Raw genomic sequence first — 26,231 nt, forward strand, 5'->3', positions numbered from 1 at the left:
GGCCAATATGCATGTTCGGGCGCTGCAAAGGCATAGTTAAGCTCTTGAGCCTGCGTTTATGTGGGTACAGTCACCGCATGAATGCGGGACGGAAACGAAGAGGGGCTTGAATTGGCAGGTAATGCAACCTTCCGCCACAGCAACACCGCGCTGCTCTCGGTCAGCAGCGTTGAAGCTCCGAGGATTGTGAGCTCCACCGACTTCGACCGCCGGCTGGCGTCCACCCTGCAGCGGCTGAAGTTTCCGCCCCGGTTGCTTGAGCGCGTTGCCGGCATCACGCACCGCCGCTGGTGGGCCCCGGGAACCACGTTCGATGATGCTGCCATCGAGGCCGGCGCCAAAGCCCTGGCCGAGGCGGGCATCGAAGCGTCGGAGGTGGGCCTGTTGATCAACACGTCGGTGACGCGGCGCAACCTGGAACCCTCCGTCGCGGTGAAGATCCATCACGGACTGGGCCTGCCGTCGTCGGCCATGAACTTTGACCTCGCCAATGCCTGCCTGGGGTTCGTGAACGCCCTGACCCTGGCTGCCAACATGATTGATTCCGGGCAGATCCGGTACGCGGTGATCGTCAACGGCGAGGACGCCCAGATGACCCAGGAGGCCACGCTTGCCCGGCTGCAGCGCCCCGAAACAACGCGGGACGATTTCAACCGGGAGTTCGCCACGCTGACGCTCGGCTCCGGGGCTGCCGCCGCCGTCCTCGGCCCGGCGGACCAGCACCCGGGCGCCCACCGGATTGTGGGCGGCGTGATGCGAGCCGGCACCGAGCACCACGACCTCTGCGTGGGCGGCATCGACGGCATGACCACCGATACCAAGGGCCTGCTCGACGGCGGCCTGCAGCTGGTGGTCGATGCCTGGCATGAGGCCCAGCCGGAGTGGGACTGGGCGGAGATGGACCGCTACGTCACGCACCAGGTCAGCAATGCCTACACCCAAGCGATCATCACCGCGATCGATCTTGACCCGGACAAGGTCCCCATCACGTTCCCGCACTGGGGCAACGTGGGCCCGGCGTCTTTGCCGATGACCCTTGCTGCCGAGACCCAGTCCCTGGGAAGCGGTGACAGGGTGCTGTGCATGGGTGTCGGTTCGGGCCTGAACACCGCGATGCTGGAAATCGTTTGGTGATCGCGGCCTGGCCGGGCGTCGACGCCGAATGGTCGCGCCTGATCGATGTTCCGTCCACGGCGGCCGCGGACCCGGCAGGCACGGTGCACCGCTGGCACGTGCTGGACAACGGCAGCCAGCTGGAGCGGCTCGGCCTGGCCCCGGCCGGAACCCTGCTGTGCGTGCACGGCAACCCCACCTGGTCCTACCTGTGGCGGAGCCTGCTTGCCGCCGGAACCGATCCTGCCCGTCCCTGGCGCGTGGTGGCGGTGGACCAACTGGACATGGGCTTCTCCGAACGCACCGGTGTGTTCCGGCGTCTCGCTGACAGGATCAGCGACCTCGGCGACCTCACGGAGGCGCTGGACCTGGCCGGTCCTGTGGTCACCGCAGGCCACGACTGGGGCGGCGTGATCAGCCTCGGCTGGGCCCTGGCCCATCAGCAGCAGCTCGCCGGTGTGGTGCTCACCAACACGGCCGTCCACCAACCCGGCGGGTCCCGGATCCCGCCGGCGCTTCGCCTGGCGCTGCACCCGGCCGTGCACAAGTGGGGAACCAGGACGTCGGACGCTTTCCTCCGGGTGACGCATTCGCTCGCCAACCCGCCGCTCCCGCCGGAGATCCGGGCCGCGTACATGGCCCCCTACCGCGGGGCTTCCCGCCGCGACGGCGTGGGAAACTTTGTGGCAGACATCCCCGTGGACGCATCACACCCCAGCTACCCGGCGCTCAACCATGTGGCTGACGGCCTGCGCGCGCTGAACGTGCCGGCCCTGATGCTGTGGGGCCCGCGGGACCCGATCTTCTCTGACCGGTACCTCAAGGACCTCATCGGCCGGATCCCCGGCGCCAAGGTGCACCGCTACGAGGGCGCCGGGCACCTGCTCGCGGAAGACCGGAACATCGCACCGGCCGTTTTCGACTGGCTGGCGGCGAACGCCGCCGGAAGCGGTTCCGGGACGGAAGGAACGACGGCGGCCGACGGCTTAGGGCCGAAGGACGCCGGACTGGGCCCAGCCGCACCCGCTGCGCAGGGCGAATTCCGCCCCCTCTGGGCGCAGCTGCGTGAACTGGCAGCCGGGCCCTCCGGAAGCGGGACTGCCATTTCGGAAATGGCGCCCGACGGCAGCGTTGCCCGCTCGCTCAGCTGGGAAAGTCTCGAAAAGAGCGTTGCGGACCTGGCAGCCGGGCTCGCCGGCATCGGCATCGGCATCGGCAGCCGTGTGAGCCTGATGGTCCCGCCCGGGGTGGACCTGACCGTAGCCCTCTATGCCTGCCTGCGCCTGGGAGCCGTGGTGGTGGTGGCCGACGCCGGCCTGGGCACCAAGGGCCTTGGCCGTGCGGTGAAGGGTGCCACTCCGGACGTCCTGATCGGGATCGACAAGGCGCTGGCCGCAGCCCGGGCCCTCGGATGGGCCGCCAGGCTTGTCAGCGTGCGCGACCTGCCCGCCGCGCGCCGCCGCATCCTCGGGGTGGAAACATCCCTCGCCGACTTGGCACGGGCGGGTGCCCGGAGTGGACACGGCGCTGTCGGAAGTCCGGCCCCGGACCAGCCCGCAGCCGTGCTGTTCACGTCCGGCTCCACGGGGCCCGCCAAGGGCGTTGTCTATACGCACCGGCAGCTGGCAGCGATGCGGGATACCGTGGTTGAAACCTTCGGGATCCACCCGGGTGACCGCCTGGTGGCGGGCTTCGCGCCGTTCGCCCTGCTGGGGCCGGCCCTGGGTGTCGTCTCGGTGACCCCGGCCATGGACGTCACAGCCCCGCGTACCTTGACGGCGCGTGCCCTCGCGGAGGCGGCGTCGGCCATCAACGCAACCGTGGTCTTCGCCTCCCCTGCGGCGCTGCGCAATGTCCTGGCCACCCGTGGTGGCCTCACCGCTGACGGCGCCGCGGCACTGGCGCGCGTGGAACTGCTGCTCTCCGCCGGGGCTCCCGTGCCGGAAGCGCTCCTCGCCGAGGTGCAGGGGCTGCTGCCCCGGGCCTCGCTGCACACGCCGTACGGGATGACCGAAGCCCTTCCCGTCACCGACATCAGCCTTGAACTAATCCGAGCCGCCGGTGCCGACGCCGGAACGGTCCAGGGAGCAGGCAACGGGGTTTGCGTGGGCCTGCCCGTCCATGGCGCCCGGGTCGCCGTCGTCCCGCTGGCCGCGGATGGCACCGCTCCCGGGGACACCCCTGTGACGGAGCCCGGCGTCACGGGTGAGATCCTGGTCAGCGCTCCACATGTCAAGGACTCCTACGACCGGCTCTGGCTCACCCAGCAGGCAAGCGCCGGCACGGCCGGCTGGCACCGTACCGGGGATGTGGGCCACTTCGACGCCAAGGGACGGCTGTGGGTGGAAGGGCGCCTTGCGCATATCGTCACGGCGCCAGGGGCGGTGGTGACGCCGGTGGGCGCCGAACAAGCCATCGAATCCCTGGACGGCGTCCGCATGGCCGCCGTCGTGGGAGTGGGACCGGCAGGTACCCAGGCCGTCGTCGCGGTGGTGGAAACCGTGCCGCCTGCCCGCAAAGCCGGTCCTGCGGATGCCGGGCTGGCCGGACAGGTGCGTGCGGCGGCTGCCGCGGCCCGCGTGTCCGTGGCAGCGGTCCTGGTGGTGCCCGCCCAGCCCACCGATATCCGCCACAACGCCAAAATCGACCGGACCCGCCTGTCCCGCTGGGCGTCGAAGGTGCTGGCCGGCGGCCGTCCGGGGGCACCATGAAGGTCCTGGTCACCGGCGCAAGCGGGCTGTTGGGCCGGGAAGCAGCCGCGTTGCTGGTGCGCCGGGGCCACACCGTCGCCACCTTCCAGCGGCGCCCTTCCGGGGTCGACGGCGCCACGGACCGTTGCGGGTCCCTCACCGACGATGCAGCGGTCCGGGACGCGGTGCGCGACGTGGAAGCAGTAGTCCACCTTGCCGCCAAGGTTTCCTTCACGGGCCGAGCTGCGGAGTTTGACGAGGTGAACGTCCAGGGAACGCGGCGCCTGCTCCACGCCGCCCGCGAGGCCGGGGTGCGGGACGTGGTGTATGTGTCCTCCCCGTCCGTGGCCAATACGGGAGCCGCCATCGCCGGAGTGGGCGCGGAGCCGGCGGACCCGGACCACGCGCATGGCAACTACTCGCGCACCAAGGCCCGGGCCGAGTTGGTGGCCCTCGCCGCGGACGCCGCGGACTTCCGTGTCACCGCCGTGCGCCCGCACGTCGTATGGGGTCCGGGAGACACCCAGCTGGTGGAACGCGTGCTGGCGCGGGCCGCCCGGGGCGGGCTTCCGCTGCTCGATGCCGGCGCTGCCCTGATCGACACCACGTTCGTTGACAACGCGGCGGCCGCAATCGTCGCGGCATTGGACAGGATCGGGCACGTCCACGGGAGGGCCCTGGTTGTCAGCAATGGAGAACCCCGGCCTGTCGGCGAGCTGTTGGCGGGCATCTGCGCTGCCGGCGGGGTGCCGGCCCCGTCGTGGTCCGTGTCCGGCAAGCTTGCGCGGCTTGCGGGATCGGTGGTGGAGCGGGCCTGGCTCCGGGGCGGCCGGCAGGATGAACCGCCCATGACCGCTTTCCTTGCCGAACAGCTGTCCACGGCGCACTGGTTCGACCAGCGCGAAACCCGGAAGCTCCTGGACTGGGCTCCGGAGGTGTCGCTTGATGAGGGCCTGGCCCGGCTGGCCGAGTACTACCGGGGCGGCTCCACGGCAGGCACACGGCTTCCCTGAGGGCCGCGGAGCCGGAGCGTCAGCGAACGACGGCGGGTGACCAGGCGTGCTCGATGAAGAGCTGGGGTGCCGCGCCGGGTTCAAGGGACAGGGACCAGACGTCGCTGTCCGGACCGGCGCCGTCCCTGGGCATTCCGTACAGGATGGTGCCGTTGTCCAGCCACTCGATTTGATCGTCCAGGTCGCGTTGCTCGCCCAGTACCGTGATAGTCCCGGTGGTGAGGTCCAGGACGGCAGGCTGCCGGGCTCCGGCCAGGGTCCCCGAGGCGCTCTTCTTGAAGGCGATCCGCTGTCCGTCCGGCGAGATGGAGGGGCATTCGACGCCGGACGCGGTGATGGTGAGTGTCCGGGCGGCAATGTCCCCGTGCACCAGCCAGATGTTGCCTTGGGATGAAGCCGTGGCGTAGAAGTCATTGGGTTTTCCGGGGCTGAAGGTCACGCCCCAGATATTCCGGTCGGTGGCCTTGATCCGTGCGCCGTTGTCGATCAGGGCATAGTCTTCCAGGTTGGTGCGCACGCTTCCGTCTGCCGGGCCGATGATCGTTTGCGTGGAAAAACTTGACGAGGCATAGGAATGGCCGGAGACGAAGACGGTGGTGGCCACCAGGGAACCGTCCGGACTGATCCGTGTCCTGTTGGGAATCCCGCCGAGCGCCCACGTTCCCTGCTGCTGAAGGGAGGCGTCATAGGTGGACGCCTCGAAGGTGGTGGGCATTCCGTTCCTGGTCTCCAGGCAGCTGACCAGGTTCCGGGACGCGTACACCCGGTCGCAGGCTTTGCCGAGCAGAGTGCGGCGGCCATTGGGTTCGGAAAGGCTTGCCGTGGCTGCCTGCCCGAATCCTTGGCCTGAAGCCGTGTTCCTGAAGAGCACGAACGGCCCTGCAGGCAAAGCATCAGCGGAGGCGACCTGCACTTCCGGGGCAGCCTGTTGGCTGGCGCTTGACTGCTGGAAAGCGGTGAATGCCTGGGCCCCCGCTGCGCCGAGTGTGGCCACGACAACCACGAGCAGCAGGAGCAACCGGTTCCTCACGGGGCTTGCACCTTGGGTGTGCTGCCCCGGAACAGCAGGACAGCTGAGGCAAGGGCCGCCGCCAGCAGCACGGCAACGATGGCAATGGCGGTGCCCGGACCTGCCGTGTACCAGAGAACGCCGAATCCGGATGCGGCCGCCATGCGGCTGAGGGCAACCACCGTCTGAGCGGTGCCCAGGGCGGTGCCGAGTTTGTCGGGCGTGGCCAGCTGGCTGACCAGAGCTGCCAGGACCCCGTCCGTGGCGGCGTAGAAAAGCCCCAGGAGCAGGAGGCAGCCTATGGTGGCTGCGATTCCGGCCGCCGGCAGCCCGGCCAGCAGGTAGCAGGCCAACAAGGCACCATGGCCGGCGAGGAAGACCGGCACCTTTCCCCACCGGTCCGCTATCGTGCCGATCGGGACGGCGAACAGCAGGAAGGCAGCGTTGGTGCCCACGAACAACAGCGGGAACCACTGGATGGCGAAAGACTCACGGTGCTGGAGCAGGAGGTAGATGAAGCCATCGCCGATGGTGAGGACGCCCAACAAGCCGGCGGCGACCATGAGGCGGGCCAGGCCCGGCTCCCGCAGACGCGACCACCGCAACTGGGCCCAGCGGGCAGCGGGCCTGGACCGGTCGCGGTCCTGGCGCATCAGCCGGAGCCTGTCCGGCACCACCAGGAGAAGTACCGCGACCCCGATCACGGCGAAGGCCAGTGAGACGCCGAAGACAGTGCTGAAGCCATTGGGGATCAGCATCAGGATCAGGAAGGCAATGAGCGGGCCGGCCGCCGCACCGATGTTGTCCAGCATCCGGTGGACGCCGAAGGAACGGGCCAGGTACTCCGGCTGCGCCTCGGCCGAAATCATGGCGTCGCGCGGCGCCGTGCGGATACCCTTGCCGATCCTGTCGCCGGCGACGATGGCTGCGATGGCCCAGAAGCCGCCGGCCACCACGAACCCCACCCTTGCGAGCATGGACAACCCGTAGCCGGCTACGGCCACGTATTTCGGGTGGCCGGTACGGTCGGACACCCAGCCGGCGCCGATCCGGACGATGGCGCTGGCCCCTTGGTTGATTCCGTCGATGACCCCGAACGCGATGGTGGACAGACCCAGGTACCCGGTGACGTAGAGCGGGAGGATGGCGGCAACGGACTCGGATGAAATGTCCGTCATCATGCTGACCACGCCCAGCCAGATGATCACGGGCGATAACCGGAAGGCCGGGTGGACCGTGGCGGGACCTGCCGCGGCCTGGTCCCGTTGGCCGCCTTTGCGGTCCGAGATCGAGATATACAAGGGCTGCCTGTCCTTCCCGGGGCGGGAAGCGGTGCGCATTCAGCGGGCCCCACCCGACGTTCGTGCAAACAGTCTTGCAGCGGGCACGCCGCCGGCGGTACCGAAAAATCCGCAGACCTGTTGTGGAAACCTACCAGCGGCCGTTCCGCGGCCGGGGCTGGCACGTCGGGCACGTGTGGGACGAACGGTTCATGAACTGTTCGCGGCGGATGATCGACTGGATTCCGGCTGCGGCACAGCGTTTGCAGGGCTCGCCCTGGCGCCCGTAGGCGTTAAGGGACCTGTCGAAGTAGCCGGAGGCGCCGTTGACGTTGACATACAGGGAGTCGAAACTCGTGCCCCCGGCCGCCAGGGCGTCCAGCATCACCTCGCGGGAACTGTCCAGGACACGCTGGGCTTCGCCGCGGCGGAGCGTATCGGTGGCACGCGCATAGTGCAGTTTTGCGCGCCACAGGGCTTCGTCAGCGTAGATGTTGCCGATCCCGGAGACCAGCCCCTGGTCCAGGAGTGCCCGTTTGAGCCCGGTTTTGCGTTTCCGGAGGCGCTGGTAGAAGAGGTCGAAGGAGAACGCGGGGTCCAGCGGGTCCCGGGCAATATGGGCTGCTTCCGCCGCGATCAACGGAAGCGGCGATTCGGCGAGACCGCCGGGGCCACCGTCCTCCGTGGGCACCAGTGCAGTAACAAAGAGGCCGCCGAAGATCCGTTGGTCAACGAAACGCAGCTGGTCCGGCATGCCCTCACGCGGACTGAGCCGGAGCCTTACTTTGAGGTGCTTCTCATCGGGAACGCCGGGTCCCTGCATCAGCAGCTGCCCGCTCATTCCCAGGTGCGCCATCAGTGCCACGGCCGGCGCCTGGTGGGCTTCCTGATCTCCCGGTCCGGCAGCGCCGTTGTCCGTCAGCGGCATCCAGAGGAACTTGCCTCGGCGGACGACGTCGGACACCGTGGCGCCTTCGAGGTTGCCGATGAAGTCCCCGGCCCCGAGCCCATGGCGCCGGATGGAGCGCGGATCAAGGACATCGACGCCATGGATAGTCCTGCCACGGACCCAGCGGACCAGGCCGCGGCGCACCACTTCAACCTCGGGCAGTTCCGGCACGGACGCTACTTGGCGGCTGCGGAGCCGGCGGACGTACCGGCGGCCTCCTGGGCTTCAGCCCCGGACAGCACCCGCCAGGCGTCGGCCGCGGCTTCCTGTTCGGCTTCTTTCTTGGAGTGCCCGGAACCCTTGCCGTAGGCGTTGCCGCCGATGTTCAGGACGGCCGTGAACGTGCGGGCATGGTCCGGGCCCGAGCCGTCCACCGCGTAGTGGATGCTTCCGAGCTGCCTGCTGGCCGCAAGTTCCTGGATGCTGGTCTTCCAGTCGGTTCCGGCGCCCAGGGCGGCGGCATCCTTCAGCAGCGGACCGATCAGCCGCATGACCAGCCGGCGCGCGGTCTCGATGTCGTTGGAGACGTAGGTGGCGCCGATCAGGGCTTCCATGGTGTCCGCAAGGATGGAGGCTTTGTTCTTCCCGTGGGTGAGCTTTTCGCCCTGCCCCAGGTAGATGAATTCCCCGACGCCCAGGCTGCGTCCAATACCGGCCAGTGCCCGGGTGCTGACGACGGCGGAGCGGCGCTTGGCGAGCTCGCCTTCGGGCAGGTCCGGGTTGTCCCGGTACAGGGCATCGGTGACGGAGAAGCCCAGGATGGAGTCCCCCAGGAACTCGAGCCGCTCATTGGTGGGTATGCCGCCGTTCTCGTAGGCATACGAACGGTGGGTGAGCGCAAGACGAAGCGTCCCGGCGTCAATAGAGACACCGAGACGCTTCAGAAGCTCTTCAGTTGAAGACATCAGTCAGCCTGTTGGGCCGATTAGACGTCAGCGACCTTGCGGCCCTTGTACTCAAGGAACAGCGCGGTGCCAGCAGAGTCGGTAACGACCTTTGCCTGGTGCGGCAGGCTGTAGGTGATCTGGCCGTTCTCAACGGTCTTCACCAGGTGGGGGGCGGTCGCCTTCCACTGCGAGCGGCGGGCGCGGGTATTCGAGCGAGACATTTTCCGCTTGGGAACAGCCACGGCTAACTCATTTCTCTCTAGACAAACACGTACAAATCAATTTTGCCGGTCAGGCTTAGCCATATCAGCTAGGGCAGCCCAGCGAGGATCCAGGACCTCGTGGTGGTGCCCCGGCTCGTCTTCCAGGCGAGCTCCGCATTCGGAGCAAAGGCCCTGGCAGTCTTCCCGGCACACCGGCTGGAACGGCAGGTTGGTGACAACCGCGTCCCGCAACACCGGTTCAAGATCGATTACATCGTGCTCGACTCGACGTTGCTCTTCATCTTCTTCTCCGTCCGAAAGCTCAAGGCCTTCATAGAAGAAAAGTTCTTGCACATTGACCTCAAGGTCATACGCAAGGGGATCCAGGCATCGGCCGCATTCGCCGGTTACTTCGACGGCAGCGGTTCCTGATACCAGAATTCCTTCGTGTACGGCCTCAAGCCTCAGGTCGAGCTCGACATCCGAGCCTTCCTGAACGCCAATGAGCGCCACACCAAGATCACCTGGTGCGGGTACATGTTCCTTCAGTGTCCGCATGCTTCCCGGGCTGCGCCCGAGGTCCTTGACGTCGAACGCCAGGGGCGAACCAGCATCTCTTTTAATGAGAACTCCTGTTGAACATATGACCGACGTACCATCTTAGCCTGAAGAGCCATGGTGACTCAAACCGGCATGGGGCGGCGCCGAAGTACCCATCCAGCCTACCGTCTTGGCTGCTGTTCCGGGCCAGGCTCGCCGGTAACCAGGCGGCGGTGCACCGAACGCGGCACGTAGTCCGAGACACTGCCGCCCAATGCGGCCACCTCTTTGATCAGGGTGGACGACAAATGGACGTAACTGGCTTCGGCGGGGAGGAACACCGTTTCCACCCCGCTGAGCTGCCGGTTCATCGTTGCCATGGGAAGCTCGTAGTCGAAGTCCGACGACGAGCGCAGCCCCTTGACGATGGCGGACACCCCCCGATGGCGGCAGTATTCGGCGAGCAGCCCGGCGCCGACAGGCTCCACCACGATGCCCTTGAGCGAGGCCAACGTCTCGCGGGCCATGTCCAGCCGCTCTTCCAGGGTGAACATGTACTTCTTGGCGTAGTTGGTGGAGATGGCGACGATGACCTCGTCAAAAAGGCCGGCGGCCCTGGCAATGACTTCGAGATGGCCGTTGTGGATGGGGTCGAAGGAACCGGGGCACACAGCGCGTCTCATGGTCCGAACCTACCGCATGGAAAGGCCGGGATACCATGACTGGATGCATCCTCCACGGGAACTTTCCACGCCCCTGGCACCTGCTCCCTGGCAGCGGACCGCGCTCGGCGCCAACCTGCTGGCACCGGACGGCGGACTGGGCGTCACCATCTTCGAAGAGATGACCACCCTTGCCGTCCAGACCGGTGCCATCAACCTGGGCCAGGGCTTCCCGGACGAAGACGGGCCGCTGGAAATCAGGGAGGCAGCCCGTGCGGCCATCGCAGCCGGAGCCAACCAGTACGCACCCGGCAAGGGCATCCCGGCACTCCGGGAGGCGGTGGCCGCGCACCAGGAACGGTTCTACGGATTGACGCCGGATCCCGCCACGGAGGTCATCATCACCACCGGGGCCACAGAGGGCATCGCGGCTTCGCTGCTGGCTTTCGCGGGGCCCGGCGACGAGGTCCTGACGTTCGAGCCGTTCTATGACTCCTACGGTGCGGTCATCGGCCTCACCGGCGCCACCCATGTGACCGTACCGCTGGCCGCCCCGGATTTCATGCCTGACCTCGCCGCATTGGAGTCGGCCTTCAGCGACCGCACCCGCGTGGTGCTGCTGAATAATCCGCACAATCCCACCGGCGCCGTTTTTCCCAAGGCCGTCCTGCAGCGGGTAGTGGACCTCGCAGCCAAGCATGGCAGCATCATCGTCACTGACGAGGTGTACGAGCACCTCACGTTCGGCGTGGCCCATGTCCCGGTGGCAACGCTGCCCGGAGCCGCCGGGAACACCATCACCATCTCCTCTGCCGGAAAGACGTTCTCCCTGACAGGTTGGAAGGTCGGCTGGCTGACCGGGCCGGAAGACCTGGTGGCTGCGGTACGTACGGTGAAGCAGTTCCTCACATACAGCTCGGGAACGCCCTTCCAGTCGGCAATCGCCATGGGCCTCGGCCAGCCGGACGCCTTCTTCCACGGCATCGCGGCCACCCTGGAGAAGAAAAGGGACATTCTCAGCGCGGGCCTCCGGGACGCCGGCTTCGACGTCTTCACGCCCCGGGGCACCTACTTCGTCAACGTGGACACCGCGCCGCTGGGCATCACGGACGCCTTGGACCTCGCCCGACGCCTGCCGGCACTGGTGGGCGTTGCCGCCATCCCGGTTCCGGTGTTCTGCCACCCCGAGGGTGCGGAACGGACCCGAAGCCTGCTGCGCTTTGCCTTCTGCAAGAAAATCGGCGTCCTGGAGGAAGCTGCCGCCCGGCTGGCCACCCTCCGCGGCAGGCTCTGATGTCCGGCGGCGCCGCGGGGGCTGCCAGCCGGTTCCTGCGCACCACCGGCCAGCACGCCACGATCGAACCCGATGCGTTCACCGACGGCGGCTATGTGCTGACCATCGGCGGAGCGGAACAGTCCCATGTCAACCTCATCAGGCCCCACGAGATCTTCTACGAATACCTGCGCAGGATCGGCCACCTGGTGGATCTCGCCGCGCCCGCAGGGGAACCGGTCAGGGCCCTGCACCTGGGCGCGGGTGCGCTGACTCTGGCACGTTACATCCAGGCCACCCGGCCCGGCTCACCGTAATACGCGGTAGAGCTGGAACGCGAGCTGCTGGACTTTGTCCTCCGGCACCTGCCCCTGCCCGAAGGCACGGACCTGACCACCATGATCGGCGACGCCCGGGAGGCACTTGGCGCGCTGGACCCGGGACTCACTTTCGACGTCGTCATCCTGGACATCTTTTCCGGGCCGGAGGCGCCGGCCCACATCGCGTCCAGTGATTTCTACCGTGAGGCGCGGGACCGGTTGGGCCCTGACGGGGTGCTGATCGTCAATGTGGGCGACGAGCCTGCCCTCACGCTGGTCAGGAGCCAGGTTGCGGCCATGCGGAAGGCCATGGCCGATGTTGCGGCTTTCGGGGAAGCGGGAATGTTCGAGGCGAGGTACCCGGGAAACATCATCCTGGCGGGAACGCAGGCCCCCTGGCCGGAATCGTGGACAACAGAGCTGGCCGCCCGCGGCCCCCACCCTGCCCGGGTCCTTTCGGGTGTGGACCTGGACCCCTTCTCGGCCTAGCGCCCGTGCCCTTAAGTCCCGTCCGGCATGTCGTCGGCGGAAATGGCATCGGGCACGGCCGGCTCGGCGAACCACAACCGGGTCTCGCCGTACTTTTTGTCCGCGAACCGTGCCAGCCCGGCGGCCCACTCCGGCTCCGGAGAACGCGAGGACCGCTCCACTACCACGACGGCCCCGGCTGCCAGGTGGCCGGCGAGTTTCCGGAGCACCGCGGCCAACGCCCCTTCATCCAGCGGATAGGGCGGATCCAGGAACACCAGGTCCCAGGCAGCGGTGCCCGGCGCGCGGTCAAGGAAGGGCTCCACCTTGGAACGGTGCACACTGACGGTCTTGCGGCCAAGCACGCCGTCGACAAGGTCCGCGTTGCGCTGGCACACTGCACTCGCCTTGGCGTCCGACTCCACCAGGTCCACGGCCTGCGCTCCCCTGCTGGCACTTTCCACGCCCAGGGAGCCGGAGCCCGCGTACAGGTCCAGCACCCTGGCGCCGGAGATCACGTCGAAAGCGTCGAGCCGGGAGAACAGCGCTTCCTTGACGCGGTCGGTGGTGGGCCTGGTCAAGGAACCCGGGACCGCGTTCAGCGGTGTACCGCCCGCGGCGCCGGAGATGATCCGGGTCATCGGGGCTTCCGCCGTCCGCCCGCGCCCTGGGGGCCTGCCTTGCTAACCGCGTTCAAGGAACGCCTCCTTCTCGGGGTTGAGGTACTTCTCGATCGCATCGGCGAGTTCGGGGTGGCCTGCCAGCAGCGGGTCCCCGCCGACGATGTGCTGGGCGTCTTCCCTGGCCCTGGCGATGACGTCTTCGTGCTCGAGCACGCGCAGGAGTTTCAGGGTTGAGCGTCCGCCGGACTGGGAAGCGCCCAGGATATCCCCTTCGCGGCGCAGCTTGAGGTCCTCCTGGGAGAGGACGAACCCGTCCGTGGTGGCCACCACGGCTTCCAGCCGGCGCCTGCTGGGGTGCCCCGGCTCCAGGGCGGTGACCAGCAGGCAGGTCCCGGGCAGTCCGCCACGGCCAACCCGCCCCCGGAGCTGGTGCAGCTGCGAGATGCCGAACCTGTCGGCGTCCAGGATGACCATCAAGGTGGCGTTGTGCACATCCACCCCGACTTCGATCACGGTGGTGGAGACGAGCAGCTTGATCCGGTTGGCGGTGAAGCCGGCCATCGTTTCCGTCTTCAGGTCCGGTTCCTGGCGTCCGTGCAGCGGGGCAAGCGGCACCCCCGCCAGCGAAGGCTCGGCCAGCAAGTGGTCCACGACGGCGGTGACGGACGCGAGCTCCCGCCCTTCCTCTCCCTCGGCCCCCGGAGGTGCGGCCTCGCCGGGGCTGAAGTCGCCGTCGTCGTCCGTCCCGATCTTGGGACAGACCACGTACACCTGACGCCCGGCGTCGATCTCCTCGCGTGCACGCGCCCAGATCCGCGCCGCCCAAGCGGGGTTCTCCGCGAGGCCCACGAGGTGGGTAGTGATCGGGGCCCGCCCCTGGGGCAATTCGCTGAGGGTGGACGTCTCCAGGTCCCCAAAAACAGTCATGGCAACGGTCCGCGGGATGGGGGTGGCGGTCATGACCAGCAGGTGCGGGGGCTTGCGCGCTTTGGCCCGCAGGGCATCGCGCTGTTCCACGCCGAAACGGTGTTGTTCGTCCACCACGATGAGTCCGAGGTCATAGAAGGACACATTGTCGCTCAGCAGTGCGTGGGTGCCGATGATGATTCCCGCCGTCCCGGAGGCGGCGTCGAGCATGGCTTGCCTGCGCGCCGCGGTGGGCATGGAGCCCGTCAGCAGCGTGACCTGCACGGAGCCGTTTCCGCCGGCCAGGCCGCCCAGCAGGCCGTCACCGGAGAGCGGCCCAAGGCTTCGCCGAATGGAATCGTAATGCTGGGCCGCAAGCACTTCGGTAGGGGCCAGGAGTGCGGCCTGCCCGCCGGCATCGATCACCTGCAGCATGGCCCGCAGCGCCACGACGGTCTTCCCGGAACCTACTTCGCCCTGCAGCAGCCGGTTCATGGGGGTGTCGCGTGCCAGTTCCGCCGCGAGGGTTTTGCCGACGGCGGATTGGCCGGCCGTGAGCGTGAACGGCAGGTTCTGGTCAAAGGAGGCGAGGACGCCGTCGCCCACCGGCCGCCGGGCCGTGGCTTCCTCGGCTGCGAGCTGGGCCCGGCGCCGTGCCAGCGCCGACTGCAGCACCAGGGCCTCGTGGTAGCGGAGGCGGTCCCGCGCCCTGCGCCAGTCATCGGCGGACTCGGGAGCGTGGATCAACCGGTAGGCCACGGAGACCGGCAGGAACCCTTCGCGGGCGGAAACCTCGGCGGGCACCGGGTCAGGCAGCGCGTCAAGGTCGAGTGTTTCCAGGAGGGTGGCGATGGTCTTCTGGATCTTCCAGCTGGGGAGTTTGGCCGTGGCCGGGTACACCGGAATGGGCATGGCCGCGAGCTTCTCCGGGTCCTGGCCACTGTCGCTGAAGGGATCTTCATCCACCAGCTGGAAGTCCGGGTTGGTCAGGCCCAGCTGTCCCTTGAAACTGGTGACCTTTCCGGAAAACAGGGCCCGTCGCCCCTGCAGGAGTTCGGTTTTGGCTTTGTACCCGTTGAAGAAGCTGATCTTGAGGGTGCCGGGCACCTTGCCGCGGAAGTCACGGCCGCCCACCAGCCGGAGCCCCTGCTGGCCGTCATCGTCGGAAACGATGACATCGGTGATGGTGCCGCGGCGGGCCTGCATGGAGCGGGTACCGCTGGAAAGCACCCTGGCGATCAAGGTGACGTCCTCGTCCAGCGGCAGCTCGCTGATGGGGGTCAACTCACCGCGGCTCATGTAGCGGCGCGGGAAATAGTTCAGGAGCCCGTCCACCGTGGTGATACCGAGGTGTTTCTCAATGACCGATGCGGAACGCTTCCCGATGCGCCGCTCCAGGGCCAGGTCGAGCTCAGCGTTCATGCCCGCCGGTGTTCACTGCGTCCATGTCCGGGTCCCGGGGCAGCGCGAGTTCACTGACACTGATCTGGGACGGTTCGCCCAGCGACCTGATGATGGCCACAGCCTGGTCCGGATGCGGAACATGCACATGCACCCGCCACCGGTAGTTTCCGTCAGGGTCCGCGCCGCTGCCCACCTGGCTCATGATGACGGACTCGCCAATCTCGTCAAGCCGCTGCCGCAGGGTGGCGGCGTTCAACGGGGAAAGACTGATGGTGCACATGACTTCCACGCCATCGGCGTCAGGCATGGCGGTGTGGATGTGGGGATCGGAGACGTCGTAGCCGTGCAGGCCGTCGAGGAGTTCATTCTGCAGTTCTTCACCCAGGACCGCCGAGCGAAGGCAGTCGAGGATGAGCAGCATTCCCACGCCACCGGCGTCCACAACGTGGGCGGACTGCAGGGCATCGAGCTGTTCCTCGGTGTGGATCACTGCAGCCAGGGCCCCCTCCACCGCCGCGTCGAGGGCAAGTCCCAGCGCATGGTTGCTGTCGTCGCCGTCCTGTGCGGCGTCCACGGCGGCAGCTGCACGGGCGGCTGCCTCCATGACGGAAAGCATGGTTCCCGGAACGGGATCACTGAGGGCAGACCAGGCGCGGATCTGGGCGCGGTTCAATGCGGCCGACAGCAGGGTGGACGTCACCCGGGTGTGACCGGCCAGGGGTTCGGCCGCTGCGCACAGGAAAACGGAGAAAAGGGTTCCGGAGTTTCCCCTGGCTTCTTCCATGGCCGCCTGCCCCGCCATGGCGAGGACTTCCCCGACATCCACCGGAGCGGGCTGGTCGTCCGAGAGCACCAGGGAACGGGCAGCGGCGCGGACGGTGAGGTAGAGGTTGGTGCCGGTATCACCGTCAGCCACCGGGAAGATGTTGATGGCGTTAAGCCGGTCGCTGTGGTTTCCCAGGGCAGTTTCCGCCTTGCCCAGCCACCTCTTCATCGCCAGCGCGTTGGCGGCAACCTTAGTGTGCAAAGTGATCCCATCCCCCGGTGTCCGCGGCCCGGCCCGCTATCAGGACGCCCGGGCCTTCGTCGGTTCCGAGTGCATGTACCGAGCCTATCGCAGTGAATCCGGGTGGCAGCTGAATACCGGCCGGGAAAGTGGCCAGCAGCCCGTGGTCCTCGCCGCCGCCGAGCACCCACTGTGCCGGGTCCGCGTCCAGGAGGGTTGCGGCCGGGCGCAGGAGTCCGGCAAGGTGCGCCAGCCGGGCGGGATCGAGGGCGATGGCGACGTTGCTGGCGGCGGCCAGCCGCTTTCCGTCCCGCAGGAGTCCGTCCGAGATATCAAGCATTGCCGTGGCCCCTGCAGCCCGTGCCGCCGGCCCTGCATCCAGGGGCGGACGGGGCCGGCATTGCAGGTCAAGGAAGATCCGTTCGGAAGGGCCAAGGGTGTCCGCGGCGATGCCGGATTCAAGCAGGGCCAGGCCCGCCGCGGCGTGCCCGACGGTTCCAGCCAGTGCCAGGACGTCCCCCGGCCGGGCGCCTGACCGCAGGACTGCCCGGCCGCCGTCGAGCGTTCCCAGGACGGCGACCGTCACCGAAATTTCGCGGCCGCGGCCCAGGTCCCCGCCGGCCACGGAACATTCCGTCGCTCCAAGTGCTTGAATTCCTGCCGTCAGCCCGTCCGCCAGGTCCTCCACCCACGTGACAGGCGTGTCTACCGGCAGGGTGAGGCTGACCACCATCGACGTGGCGGTGGCCCCCATTGCGTTGATATCGCTGAGGTTCTGTGCCGCGGCTTTCCACCCCACGTCGAATCCGGTGGTGCGGTAGCCGTTGGGCCAGAGGAGGCGGAAATCCTGGTCCTGGACCTGGGTGTCGATGCTGACCACGGTCTTGCCGTCCGGGGCCGCGACGATGGCGGCGTCATCCCCTGGTCCCAGGAGCGTGCTTGATGTGTGGGATCCCTCCATCCGGAGGCGCGGGAAGATGCGGGCCAGCAGGTCTGCTTCGGAAAGGCCGGCGACGGTGGGCTGGCGGTCAACGCGGTTTCGGAGGTCTTCGGGCACGCCACTACGCTACCCCGACCGGCCGACATCGTGTCCTGGCGGGGGCACTGGCGGCGATAGGCTGGAAGCATGCACCATCCCCAGCTGCCCCTGTCCGCCCGTGCCACCAGGATGGCAGTTCTTGGGGCAGTCGCCGCCCTGTCCTTGACTGCGTGCTCCCCTGTGGTTGACGTCAGCGCCGCCAAGGACGCCGCCAACCCGGCCTGCGCGCCGATGATGGTGGCTCTTCCGGATGCGCTCGGCGATTCCCGGCTGCGTAAGACCAACAGCCAGGCAACAGCGGCGTGGGGCGATCCCTCGCTGGTCATCCTCCGCTGCGGCGTCAACGTGCCAGGGCCGACGACGGACCGCTGCGTGACCGTCAACGGCGTCGACTGGGTCATCAAGGAAGGCGACCCGGTGTGGACGCTGACCACCTACGGGCGCGAACCGGCAACCGAAATCCTGATGGACCCGGACAAGATCAGCTCCGCGACAGTCCTTGCGGACCTGGCAGGCGCCGCCGCGAAAGTCCCGTCGGTGCGCAACTGCGTTGGCCAGGAAGACCTGCAGAACCTGCCCCAGGGCAAGTAGGTTCCGGCAGGCCCAAACAGCAGAGAACGCCAGCGGCTCAGCGCCGCCAGGGATCAGCGCAGGCCGGTTTTGCGGTTCAGCGCCAGGTGGATGAGTTCATCAATCAGCTCTGCGTAGTCCAGTCCGGAGGCCGCCCACATTTGGGGGTACATGCTCTTGGGCGTGAACCCGGGCATGGTGTTGATCTCGTTGATGATCAGCTCACCGTCGGGGGTGTAGAAGAAGTCGACGCGGCTCAAACCCTCGGCGCCCACGGCATCGAACGCAAGCGCCGCGAGCTCGCGGACCCGCGAGATGGCTTCGGCCGGAATGTCCGCCGGGCAGCTCAGTGCGGCGGCATCATCTTCGACGTACTTGGCGTTGAAATCGTAGAACTCGTGGGTTCCGCCGGAGACGGAGATCTCCCCCGGCATCGAGGTCCGGGGAGCGTCCGTGCCCCTGCCTTCCAGGACCGCACACTCGATTTCGCGTCCTGCGATTCCGGCCTCGATGACGAGTTTGAGGTCGTGCCGGCGTGCTTCCTCAATGGCGGCGTCAAGGTCATCGAGGGAATCCACCTTGGAAATGCCCATGGACGAGCCCGCGCGGGCGGGCTTGACGAAGACGGGGAAGCCCAGGCGGTCCACCTGTTTGCGGACGGATTCGGGGTCCTTGCGCCACTGCCTGTCACTTACCGCCACGTAGGGGCCGACGCGGAGCCCGGCGGCTTCGAAGACCACCTTCATGTAGTGCTTGTCCATGCCGACGGCGGATGCCAGGACGCCGGCCCCGACGTAGCGGGTGTCCGACAATTCCAGGAGTCCCTGGATAGTTCCGTCTTCACCGAAGGGGCCGTGCAGGAGCGGGAAGACGACGTCCACGGCGCCCAGTTCCTGTGGAACCGCGTTAGGGGAAGCGACAATCAGCTGGTGCTCGCCGCCAATTTCGGCCAGCGTCACGGTCTGGGAAGACGGCGATACCTCCGGCAAGGATGAGGCCGCCAGGGACCACTGCGCGGTATCGGCCGGGGCCAGCACCCATTGCCCGGTCTTGGCAATCCCGATCGGGATGACCTCATACTTGTCCCGGTTGATGGCGCCGAGCACGCCCGCTGCCGTCACGCAGCTCACGGCGTGCTCGCTGGAACGGCCGCCGAACAGCACGGCTACCCGCGGTTTCCTGCTGCCGGCCGTTTCCCCTGTGGTGGGTGTGTCTTGGGACATGGTCAGTAATCGCCTTCAGGTTTCAATTCCCGGGACAGCAGAACCGGCCCCAGTTGGTCAACGGACAACTTGCCTGCCAGCACCGCGACGACGGCGGCGGTAATAGGCATTTCGACGCCGAGCTTACCGGCAAGTTCGTGCACGGCCTGGCCGGACTTGATGCCTTCGGCGGTCTGGGTCATCTTGCGGCCCACCTCCTCGAGCGTCAGTCCCTGGCCGAGGAGCCGGCCGGCAGTGTGGTTCCGGGACAGTGCGGACGAGCACGTTGCCACGAGGTCGCCGAGCCCGGCGAGGCCCGCCATGGTCTTCGCCTCGCCGCCGAGCGCCAGGGCGAGGCGGGAGGTTTCGGCAAGGCCCCGGGTAATGACCGAGGCCTTGGTGTTGTCCCCCATTTCCTTGCCCTCACAGATGCCCACGGCCAGGGCGATCACGTTCTTGACGATGCCGCCGATTTCGACGCCGACGACGTCCGACGTGGTGTAGGGACGGAAGTAGGGTGCGGTGCAGGTCCTGGCGAGCCACCCGGCGGTCGCGGAATCCGTGCAGGCCACCACGGAGGCCGTCGGTTCTTCCCGCGCGATTTCCAAGGCCAGGTTTGGTCCGGAGACCACAGCGATGCGTTCGAACGGCAGGTCCAATTCCTGCTTGATGACCTCACTCATGCGGGCGTCCGTACCGAGTTCGAGGCCCTTCATGAGGGACACGACGACGGCCCCGGGCTCGATCATGTCCTTCCATTCACGCAGCTGCGGACGGAGGGACTGTGCAGGCACGGCCACCACCACAAGATCGGCCCCTGCCAGCACCTGCCGGACATCGGTGGACGCGGTGATGCTTGCGGGCAGGACGACGTCCTTGAGGTAGTCGCTGTTGCGGTGGCTCTGGTTGATCTGGTCCACCACTTCGGCGCGCCTGCCCCACACCTTGATCGCGCGCGGGGTTCCTGCGGCGGTAGCTGCGTCCGCAAGGATCTTGGCGAAGGTCGTGCCCCACGAACCGGCGCCGAGGACAGCCACCATACGGGCCGATCCCGGCCTTCGGTCAACGGTCACTGGGCTTCCGTTTCCGGGCCGGACTGCTGTCCGCGTTCGATAAAGCGTCCGTGTTTGGCCTGGTGCTGTTTGGCCGGGTCCCAGCGTTCAGCGGGGGGCTGCTCGCCGCGCAGGCCGGCGAGCAGGCTGGTGATGGCGGCCATGATGACCTCGGTGGCTTCGGCCAGCGTGGCTTTATCCAAGGGGCGGCCGCTGAAGGCGCTCAGGTCCACGGGATCTCCCACCACAACCCGCGAAAGCTTACGCGGGAACACGTGGAACCGCTTGCCGTACCGGGGAAACACTTCATGGGCACCCCAGTGGGCGATCGGCACCACGGGGATGCCGCCCTCAAGGGCCAGCCTGGCAGCACCGGTATGGCCTTTCATGGGCCAGAGCGCAGGGTCACGAGTCAACGTGCCCTCAGGGTAGATGATGATCGCTCCCCCCTCAGCCACAATCTCCTGGGCCACCTGCAGCGAACGGTTCGCTCCCGTCGTCGAACGCTCAACGGGGACCTGCTTGGTGGCGTGCAGGAGCCAGCCCAGGCCGGGGACCTTGAACAGGCCGGCCTTGGCCAGGAAGTGCGGGGCACGCCCCTGGTTGTACAGCATGTGTCCTACGACCAGGGGGTCGATCTCGGTGCAGTGGTTGGGCGCGGCAATGAAGCCGCCGGCAGGCAGTTTGTCGGTGCCTTCCCATTTCTTGGCCATCATGAGGTTCAGCAGCGGGCGGGCGATCCCGGCGATGAACACAAACGTGGCCCTGCTTTTTGCCGATTCCTTCACGGTCCGCCGCTACTTCGTGGTGGCGATGTCGAAATCGGCACCGAGGCCGGCGAGCTTTTCGGTGAAGCGCTCGTAGCCGCGGTTGATGATGTCGATGCCCGTGACCCGGGAGGTTCCGGTGGCTGCCAGGGCGGCAATGAGGTGGCTGAACCCGCCGCGCAGGTCCGGCACATCGATGTCCGTTCCCTTTAGCTGGGTGGGGCCTGAGATGACCGCAGAATGCAGGAAGTTGCGCTGGCCGAACCGGCACGGGACGCTGCCAAGGCACTCGCGGTGGACCTGGATGCTGGCGCCCATCCGGATGAGGGCATCGGTGAAGCCGAACCGGTTCTCGTACACGGTTTCGTGGACGATCGAGACGCCTTCGGCCTGGGTCAATGCGACTACCAGGGGCTGTTGCCAGTCCGTCATGAATCCGGGGTGCACGTCCGTTTCAAGGACCAGCGGGTTGAGCTTGCCGCCCTTGTGGTAGAACCGGATGCCGTCCTCGCCGATGTCCATTCCGCCGCCCACTTTGCGGTAGGTGTTCAGGAAAGTCATCATGTCCCGCTGGGATGCACCCTCAACGAAGATGTCGCCGCGGGTGACCAGGGCGGCCGAGGCCCAGGATGCGGACTCGTTGCGGTCAGACAATGCACGGTGGTTGTAGCCGCCGAGGTCGCGGACGCCCTCGATGCGGATGGTCCGGTCCGTCTGGACGCTGATGATGGCGCCCATCTTCTGCAGCACGGCAATGAGGTCGATGACTTCCGGCTCAGTGGCGGCACCGGACAGCTCCGTGATGCCTTCGGCGCGGGTAGCGCTGAGGAGGACCTGTTCGGTGGCTCCCACGGAAGGGTACGGCAGCGAGATCTTGGCTCCGTGCAGCCCCTTGGGTGCAGAGATGTGGATGCCACCGGGGCGTTTTTCCACGACGGCGCCGAACTGGCGCAGGACGTCCAGGTGGTAGTCGATGGGACGGTCGCCGATCTTGCAGCCGCCCAGGTCGGGAATGAAGGCTTCGCCAATGGCATGGATCAGCGGGCCGCACAGCAGGATGGGGATCCGGGAATCACCGGCGTGCGCGTCGATAGCCGTGCTGGAAGCCGTCTTGGCCGACGTCGGATCGAGGGTGAGGTCTCCGCTGACCGGGTCTTTCTCCACGGTCACGCCGTGCAGCTGCAGCAGGGACGTGACGACCTCCACGTCCTTGATCTCCGGCACGTTGCGCAACACCGAGGGTTCGTTGCCCAGCAGCGCTGCCACCATCGCCTTCGGTACAAGATTCTTTGCCCCGCGGACGCTGACGCGGCCTGTAAGCGGAACTCCGCCGCGGATTGTCAGAACACTACTCATATACCGGTTTCCTCACGATCACTAGCCCACAAATCCTTGCAAAGGCTCCAACCAAGCATAGGAGGTCGTGTTACCGAACCGAAATAACCGGGCGCCGGCGGCAGTCCGTGGCGGGTGTTTCCTGCCGCCGGGCCCGTCCCCGCGCGCTAGGACAGCCGGGCGGGCAGCGTCTTCGGCTTGAAGCTGGGGCGGGTCGCCTCATAGGCCGTGATGTCGGCCTCATGCTGGAGGGTCAGCCCGATGTCGTCCAGGCCTTCCAGGAGCCGCCACCGGGTGTAGTCGTCGATCTCGAACGGCGCAACAATGTTGCCGCAGACTACGGTCTTGGACTCAAGGTCCACGGTGACCTCGGTTCCCGGCGCGTTTTCCAGCTCTTTCCAGATCAGTTCGATGTCGTCCTGCGCCACCTGGGCGGCCAGCAGGCCCTGCTTGCCGGAGTTGCCCCGGAAGATATCGGCAAAGCGGGATGACAGCACGGCCTTGAAACCATAGTCCTTCAGTGCCCAGACGGCGTGTTCGCGGGAGGAACCGGTACCGAAGTCCGGACCTGCCACGAGCACCGACCCGGCGGTGAAGGGCTCCTGGTTGAGGATGAACGAGGGATCCTTGCGCCACGCAGAGAACAAGGCGTCCTCGAACCCGGTGCGGGTGATGCGCTTGAGGTACACCGCCGGGATGATCTGGTCGGTGTCGACGTTGCTCTGGCGCAGCGGGACGCCGATTCCGGTGTGCTTGGTGAACTTTTCCATGGCTTGTCCTAGGCTGCGTGGCTTGCGGATGGGGTTTCGACAGGCTCAACCACCGGTTCGGGGGCCGGCTCAAGGTCCGACGGCGAGCTGAGCGTGCCGCGGACCGCTGTGGCTGCGGCCACCACCGGGGAAACCAGGTGGGTGCGGCCGCCCTTGCCCTGCCGTCCTTCGAAGTTGCGGTTGGACGTCGAGGCGCAGCGCTCCCCCACCTCCAGCTGGTCCGGGTTCATGCCCAGGCACATGGAGCAGCCGGCGAAGCGCCACTCGGCGCCGAAGTCCTTGAAGACCTTGTCCAGGCCCTCTGCTTCGGCTTCAAGCCGGACGCGTGCGGAACCGGGCACCACCAGCATCCGGATGTTGGGGTCCTTTTGGCGGCCTCGGATGATGTCGGCCGCTGCACGGAGGTCTTCCATCCGCGAGTTGGTGCAGGAGCCCAGGAAGACAGTGTCCACCCGGATCTCCTTCATCGGCGTGCCGGCGGTCAGGCCCATGTACTGCAGGGCCCGTTCAGCGGCGGCCTTGGCATTCTCGTCGCCGAAGTCCGCCGGGTTGGGGACGGACTGGGAGAGGGAGACGCCCTGGCCGGGGTTGGTGCCCCAGGTGACGAACGGCTCCAGCGTGTCGGCGTCCAGGTCCACCTCGACGTCGAACGTGGCGTCGTCGTCGGTGCGCAGGGTGTTCCAGTATTCGACGGCGGCATCCCATTCCGCTCCCTGCGGGGCGTGCGGGCGGCCATGCATGTAGTCGTAGGTGGTCTGGTCCGGCGCCACCATGCCGGCCCGGGCGCCGGCCTCGATGGACATGTTGCAGATGGTCATCCGCGCTTCCATGGAGAGCGCACGGATGGCGGAGCCGCGGTACTCCAGGACGTAGCCCTGGCCGCCGCCGGTGCCGATCTTGGCGATCACGGCGAGGATAATGTCCTTGGCAGTGACGCCGGGACGCAGCGTGCCCTCGACGTTGATGGCCATGGTCTTGAACGGCTTCAGGGACAGGGTCTGGGTGGCCATGACGTGCTCCACCTCAGAGGTGCCGATGCCCATGGCCAGGGCACCGAAGGCTCCGTGGGTGGAGGTGTGCGAGTCGCCGCAGACCACCGTCATTCCGGGCTGGGTCAGGCCCAGCTGCGGCCCAACCACGTGCACGATGCCCTGCTCGGCGTCGCCCAGGCTGTGCAGGCGGACGCCGAACTCGGCGCAGTTGTTGCGCAGGGTCTGGATCTGGGTGCGGCTGGTGAGGTCGGCAATGGGCTTGTCGATGTCCAGCGTGGGGGTGTTGTGGTCCTCTGTGGCGATCGTCAGGTCCGGCCGGCGCAGCGGGCGGCCGGCGAGCCGCAGGCCTTCGAATGCCTGCGGGGACGTGACTTCGTGGACCAGGTGGAGATCGATGAAGAGAAGGTCGGGCTGGGCGTTGGCGCCTTCGCCGTCCCCTTTGCGCACCACGTGCGCGTCCCAGACTTTCTCGGCCAATGTCTTTGCCATGGCCATCTCCCTTCACTGCTGTTTGGCTGATTAGTCCAACTGAATCAGGACGGCTCCGCACTGCGCCAGCCGAAAGATTTGCATCTCAGATATTGAGACGGCAATATCATTACATGGACAATTCTAGTGGAGTCGGCGTCATTGATAAAGCAGCCCAGGTGCTCGATGCACTTGAGGCCGGACCCACCACGCTGGCACAGCTTGTGGCCGCCACCGGCCTGGCCCGGCCCACCGTCCACCGGCTCGCCCTGGCACTCGTCCACCACCGACTGGTCAGCCGCGACATCCAGGGCCGGTTCGTCCTTGGCAGCAGGCTCGTGGAACTCGCCTCGGCCGCGGGCGAGGACCGCCTGATCGCCTCCGCCGGGCCCGTCCTCATGCAGCTGCGCGACGCCACCGGCGAAAGCGCTCAGATCTTCCGCCGGCAGGGCGACTGGCGTGTGTGCGTTGCATCCGCCGAACGCCCCATCGGCCTGCGCGACACCATCCCCGTAGGCACGCAGCTGTCCATGAAGGCAGGTTCCGCCGCCCAGGTGCTGCTCGCCTGGGAGGACCACGACAGGCTCCTCGAGGGCCTGCAGTCCGCGCGCTTCACACCCACCGTCCTGGCAGGCGTACGACGACGGGGCTGGGGCCAGAGCCTGGGCGAACGTGAGCCCGGGGTCGCCTCCGTCTCCGCACCGGTACGGGGACCGTCCGGCCGGGTGATCGCCGCCGTCTCCATTTCGGGCCCGATCGAGAGGCTGACCCGCCAGCCCGGACGCCTGCACGCAGAAGTGGTCTGCAACGCCGGCCGCATCCTGACCGAAGCGCTGCGCAAAAACAACGACTAAGGGGTTTCGGGGCCCGTTTTCCGCTCGTTCGGACGGCCCGGCCACTAGGCTTTCGCCATGGGCAGCTACGCAATGTTCCTCCGGGGAATCAATGTTGGCGGTATCAATATCAAGATGGCGGACCTCCGGGACGCACTGAAAGACGCGGGCTTCGCGGATGCCAAGACGTTGCTGGCAAGCGGGAACGTCGTCCTCTCCAGCAACCTGGGCGCAGCCGGCGTCAAACGCGAGTGCGAGAAATGCCTCCGCACGACCTTCGGCTATGAGGCGTGGGTCGTCGTCGTGCCAGCCGGACGGGTGGCGGAACTGGTGGACGCCTGCCCGTATCCGGAGGACGACAAGTCCACCCACACCTACATCACCTTCTCCTCCGATACCGCCGTCCTGGACGAGCTCGAAGCGGCCGGCGCAGCGATTGACGGGCAGGACCAGAAGCGCCTGGGACCGGAAGCGCTGGCATGGCTGGCCCCGGCGGGCGGCACCTTGGACAGTCCCTTCAGCAAGATCAGCTCGAAGCCCAGGTTCAAGGCCGCCACCACCACGCGCAACCTGCGCACGCTGATCAAGGTCCGGGAGGCAGCCGCCGCCCTGGCGCCGGCCTCCTAGGCGGTCCCAGCAGGACATTCCCCGCAACAAGGACCACTCCCCGCCGAACGGCGAGGGGTTTTGTCCATGTGGAGGGGATTGTCCGCGATCCGTTTCCGGAGAAACAAAAATGGCCCCGGGCTGATGCCCGGGACCATTTGATGGTGACCCCAGCGGGATTCGAACCCGCGTTACCGCCGTGAGAGGGCGGCGTACTAGGCCGCTATACGATGGGGCCGCGTACTTTCCGG

General features: G+C 67.2%; 24 protein-coding genes, 1 tRNA gene and 1 pseudogene. 8 read left to right on the plus strand and 18 right to left on the minus strand.

All coding sequences use genetic code 11. From position 1 onward, the window contains the following. Window positions 1–81 precede the first annotated feature (81 nt). From AB4Y79_RS14965 to AB4Y79_RS14975, 3 genes are read left to right on the plus strand one after another with little or no spacing between them, the layout of a single operon-like run. Window positions 82–1,134, plus strand: coding sequence for a 3-oxoacyl-ACP synthase III (locus AB4Y79_RS14965; RefSeq protein WP_441863309.1), 1,053 nt, complete (start codon window positions 82–84; stop codon window positions 1,132–1,134). Further along, the gene (locus tag AB4Y79_RS14970) at window positions 1,128–3,824 is read left to right on the plus strand and encodes an alpha/beta fold hydrolase (RefSeq protein ID WP_441863311.1); all 2,697 of its coding nucleotides are present in this window, start codon (window positions 1,128–1,130) and stop codon (window positions 3,822–3,824) included. The genes AB4Y79_RS14965 and AB4Y79_RS14970 overlap by 7 nt, the downstream gene beginning before the upstream one ends. After that, entirely contained in the window at window positions 3,821–4,816 is a 996-nt protein-coding gene (locus AB4Y79_RS14975) for an NAD-dependent epimerase/dehydratase family protein (protein WP_441863313.1), read from the plus strand. The genes AB4Y79_RS14970 and AB4Y79_RS14975 overlap by 4 nt, the downstream gene beginning before the upstream one ends. A gap of 19 nt (window positions 4,817–4,835) precedes the next feature. Here AB4Y79_RS14975 and AB4Y79_RS14980 read toward each other — a convergent pair whose 3' ends face one another. From AB4Y79_RS14980 to coaD, 7 genes are all read right to left on the minus strand, one after another. Continuing rightward, the gene (locus AB4Y79_RS14980) at window positions 4,836–5,846 is read right to left on the minus strand and encodes a hypothetical protein (RefSeq protein WP_441863315.1); all 1,011 of its coding nucleotides are present in this window, start codon (window positions 5,844–5,846) and stop codon (window positions 4,836–4,838) included. Beyond that, window positions 5,843–7,126: an MFS transporter gene (locus AB4Y79_RS14985; protein WP_441863318.1), complete on the minus strand. Its 1,284-nt coding sequence runs from the start codon at window positions 7,124–7,126 to the stop codon at window positions 5,843–5,845. The genes AB4Y79_RS14980 and AB4Y79_RS14985 overlap by 4 nt, the downstream gene beginning before the upstream one ends. 130 nt (window positions 7,127–7,256) lie before the next feature. Next, window positions 7,257–8,225, minus strand: a complete 969-nt coding sequence (gene mutM, locus AB4Y79_RS14990; RefSeq protein WP_441863321.1) for a bifunctional DNA-formamidopyrimidine glycosylase/DNA-(apurinic or apyrimidinic site) lyase — start codon at window positions 8,223–8,225, stop codon at window positions 7,257–7,259. Window positions 8,226–8,230: 5 nt separating this feature from the next. Further along, the gene (gene rnc, locus AB4Y79_RS14995) at window positions 8,231–8,959 is read right to left on the minus strand and encodes a ribonuclease III (protein ID WP_441863324.1); all 729 of its coding nucleotides are present in this window, start codon (window positions 8,957–8,959) and stop codon (window positions 8,231–8,233) included. Between the two features lie 20 nt (window positions 8,960–8,979). Continuing rightward, complete coding sequence (gene rpmF, locus AB4Y79_RS15000) at window positions 8,980–9,183, minus strand: 50S ribosomal protein L32 (protein WP_308930650.1); 204 nt, start codon at window positions 9,181–9,183, stop codon at window positions 8,980–8,982. A 36-nt stretch (window positions 9,184–9,219) separates the two neighbouring features. Then, window positions 9,220–9,744, minus strand: a complete 525-nt coding sequence (locus AB4Y79_RS15005) for a YceD family protein (protein ID WP_441863672.1) — start codon at window positions 9,742–9,744, stop codon at window positions 9,220–9,222. A gap of 122 nt (window positions 9,745–9,866) precedes the next feature. Next, the gene (gene coaD / locus AB4Y79_RS15010) at window positions 9,867–10,367 is read right to left on the minus strand and encodes a pantetheine-phosphate adenylyltransferase (protein ID WP_441863328.1); all 501 of its coding nucleotides are present in this window, start codon (window positions 10,365–10,367) and stop codon (window positions 9,867–9,869) included. Between the two features lie 43 nt (window positions 10,368–10,410). On the opposite strand from coaD, the gene AB4Y79_RS15015 reads away from it, so the two are divergent. Both AB4Y79_RS15015 and AB4Y79_RS15020 read left to right on the plus strand, forming a co-directional pair. Further along, window positions 10,411–11,640: an aminotransferase class I/II-fold pyridoxal phosphate-dependent enzyme gene (locus AB4Y79_RS15015; protein WP_441863331.1), complete on the plus strand. Its 1,230-nt coding sequence runs from the start codon at window positions 10,411–10,413 to the stop codon at window positions 11,638–11,640. Further along, a pseudogene (locus AB4Y79_RS15020) lies at window positions 11,640–12,428 on the plus strand (spermidine synthase). Before AB4Y79_RS15015 ends, AB4Y79_RS15020 begins: the two are co-directional and overlap by 1 nt. Before the next feature lie 11 nt (window positions 12,429–12,439). Here the strand turns inward: AB4Y79_RS15020 and rsmD are convergent. Genes rsmD through thiL form a run of 4 tightly spaced genes read right to left on the minus strand, consistent with a single transcriptional unit; the run spans window position 12,440 to window position 17,403 of the window. Beyond that, window positions 12,440–13,048 (minus strand): 16S rRNA (guanine(966)-N(2))-methyltransferase RsmD, encoded by a 609-nt coding sequence (gene rsmD, locus AB4Y79_RS15025; RefSeq protein WP_441863334.1) that lies wholly within the window; start codon window positions 13,046–13,048, stop codon window positions 12,440–12,442. 42 nt (window positions 13,049–13,090) lie between these two features. Continuing rightward, window positions 13,091–15,358: an ATP-dependent DNA helicase RecG gene (locus AB4Y79_RS15030; protein WP_441863337.1), complete on the minus strand. Its 2,268-nt coding sequence runs from the start codon at window positions 15,356–15,358 to the stop codon at window positions 13,091–13,093. Then, on the minus strand, window positions 15,348–16,334 hold the full coding sequence (locus tag AB4Y79_RS15035) for a DAK2 domain-containing protein (RefSeq protein ID WP_441863674.1): 987 nt from the start codon (window positions 16,332–16,334) through the stop codon (window positions 15,348–15,350). Before AB4Y79_RS15035 ends, AB4Y79_RS15030 begins: the two co-directional genes overlap by 11 nt. 22 nt (window positions 16,335–16,356) lie before the next feature. After that, window positions 16,357–17,403: a thiamine-phosphate kinase gene (gene thiL, locus AB4Y79_RS15040; protein WP_441863339.1), complete on the minus strand. Its 1,047-nt coding sequence runs from the start codon at window positions 17,401–17,403 to the stop codon at window positions 16,357–16,359. Between the two features lie 69 nt (window positions 17,404–17,472). Between thiL and AB4Y79_RS15045 the strand changes: the two genes are divergently transcribed. Further along, the gene (locus AB4Y79_RS15045; protein ID WP_441863342.1) at window positions 17,473–17,976 is read left to right on the plus strand and encodes a DUF3515 domain-containing protein; all 504 of its coding nucleotides are present in this window, start codon (window positions 17,473–17,475) and stop codon (window positions 17,974–17,976) included. A gap of 53 nt (window positions 17,977–18,029) precedes the next feature. On the opposite strand, the gene AB4Y79_RS15050 is transcribed toward AB4Y79_RS15045, so the two are convergent. The 6 genes from AB4Y79_RS15050 to leuC all read right to left on the minus strand — a co-directional run bounded on the left by AB4Y79_RS15050 (window position 18,030) and on the right by leuC (window position 24,562). Continuing rightward, complete coding sequence (locus tag AB4Y79_RS15050) at window positions 18,030–19,178, minus strand: D-alanine--D-alanine ligase family protein (protein WP_441863344.1); 1,149 nt, start codon at window positions 19,176–19,178, stop codon at window positions 18,030–18,032. A gap of 2 nt (window positions 19,179–19,180) precedes the next feature. Next, window positions 19,181–20,197: an NAD(P)H-dependent glycerol-3-phosphate dehydrogenase gene (locus tag AB4Y79_RS15055; RefSeq protein ID WP_441863677.1), complete on the minus strand. Its 1,017-nt coding sequence runs from the start codon at window positions 20,195–20,197 to the stop codon at window positions 19,181–19,183. Window positions 20,198–20,226: 29 nt separating this feature from the next. Beyond that, window positions 20,227–20,997, minus strand: coding sequence for a lysophospholipid acyltransferase family protein (locus AB4Y79_RS15060; protein ID WP_441863347.1), 771 nt, complete (start codon window positions 20,995–20,997; stop codon window positions 20,227–20,229). Between the two features lie 9 nt (window positions 20,998–21,006). Beyond that, complete coding sequence (gene murA / locus AB4Y79_RS15065; RefSeq protein ID WP_441863350.1) at window positions 21,007–22,332, minus strand: UDP-N-acetylglucosamine 1-carboxyvinyltransferase; 1,326 nt, start codon at window positions 22,330–22,332, stop codon at window positions 21,007–21,009. A gap of 146 nt (window positions 22,333–22,478) precedes the next feature. Continuing rightward, the gene (leuD, locus tag AB4Y79_RS15070) at window positions 22,479–23,081 is read right to left on the minus strand and encodes a 3-isopropylmalate dehydratase small subunit (protein ID WP_441863353.1); all 603 of its coding nucleotides are present in this window, start codon (window positions 23,079–23,081) and stop codon (window positions 22,479–22,481) included. Between the two features lie 8 nt (window positions 23,082–23,089). Continuing rightward, window positions 23,090–24,562 carry a 3-isopropylmalate dehydratase large subunit gene (gene leuC / locus AB4Y79_RS15075; RefSeq protein WP_308930641.1) on the minus strand — a complete coding sequence of 491 codons (1,473 nt, stop codon included), beginning with the start codon at window positions 24,560–24,562 and terminating at the stop codon, window positions 23,090–23,092. Window positions 24,563–24,675: 113 nt separating this feature from the next. Between leuC and AB4Y79_RS15080 the strand changes: the two genes are divergently transcribed. Beyond that, a complete protein-coding gene (locus AB4Y79_RS15080) occupies window positions 24,676–25,395 on the plus strand; it encodes an IclR family transcriptional regulator (protein WP_009356552.1) in 720 nt (239 codons plus the stop codon). A gap of 57 nt (window positions 25,396–25,452) precedes the next feature. Then, window positions 25,453–26,001 (plus strand): DUF1697 domain-containing protein, encoded by a 549-nt coding sequence (locus AB4Y79_RS15085; protein ID WP_441863357.1) that lies wholly within the window; start codon window positions 25,453–25,455, stop codon window positions 25,999–26,001. Window positions 26,002–26,142: 141 nt separating this feature from the next. Here AB4Y79_RS15085 and AB4Y79_RS15090 read toward each other — a convergent pair. Next, window positions 26,143–26,218 (minus strand) — tRNA-Glu (locus AB4Y79_RS15090). Between the last annotated feature and the right edge of the window lie 13 nt (window positions 26,219–26,231).

This window comes from Pseudarthrobacter sp. YAF2, assembly GCF_052113345.1.
Lineage (GTDB): Bacteria > Actinomycetota > Actinomycetes > Actinomycetales > Micrococcaceae > Arthrobacter.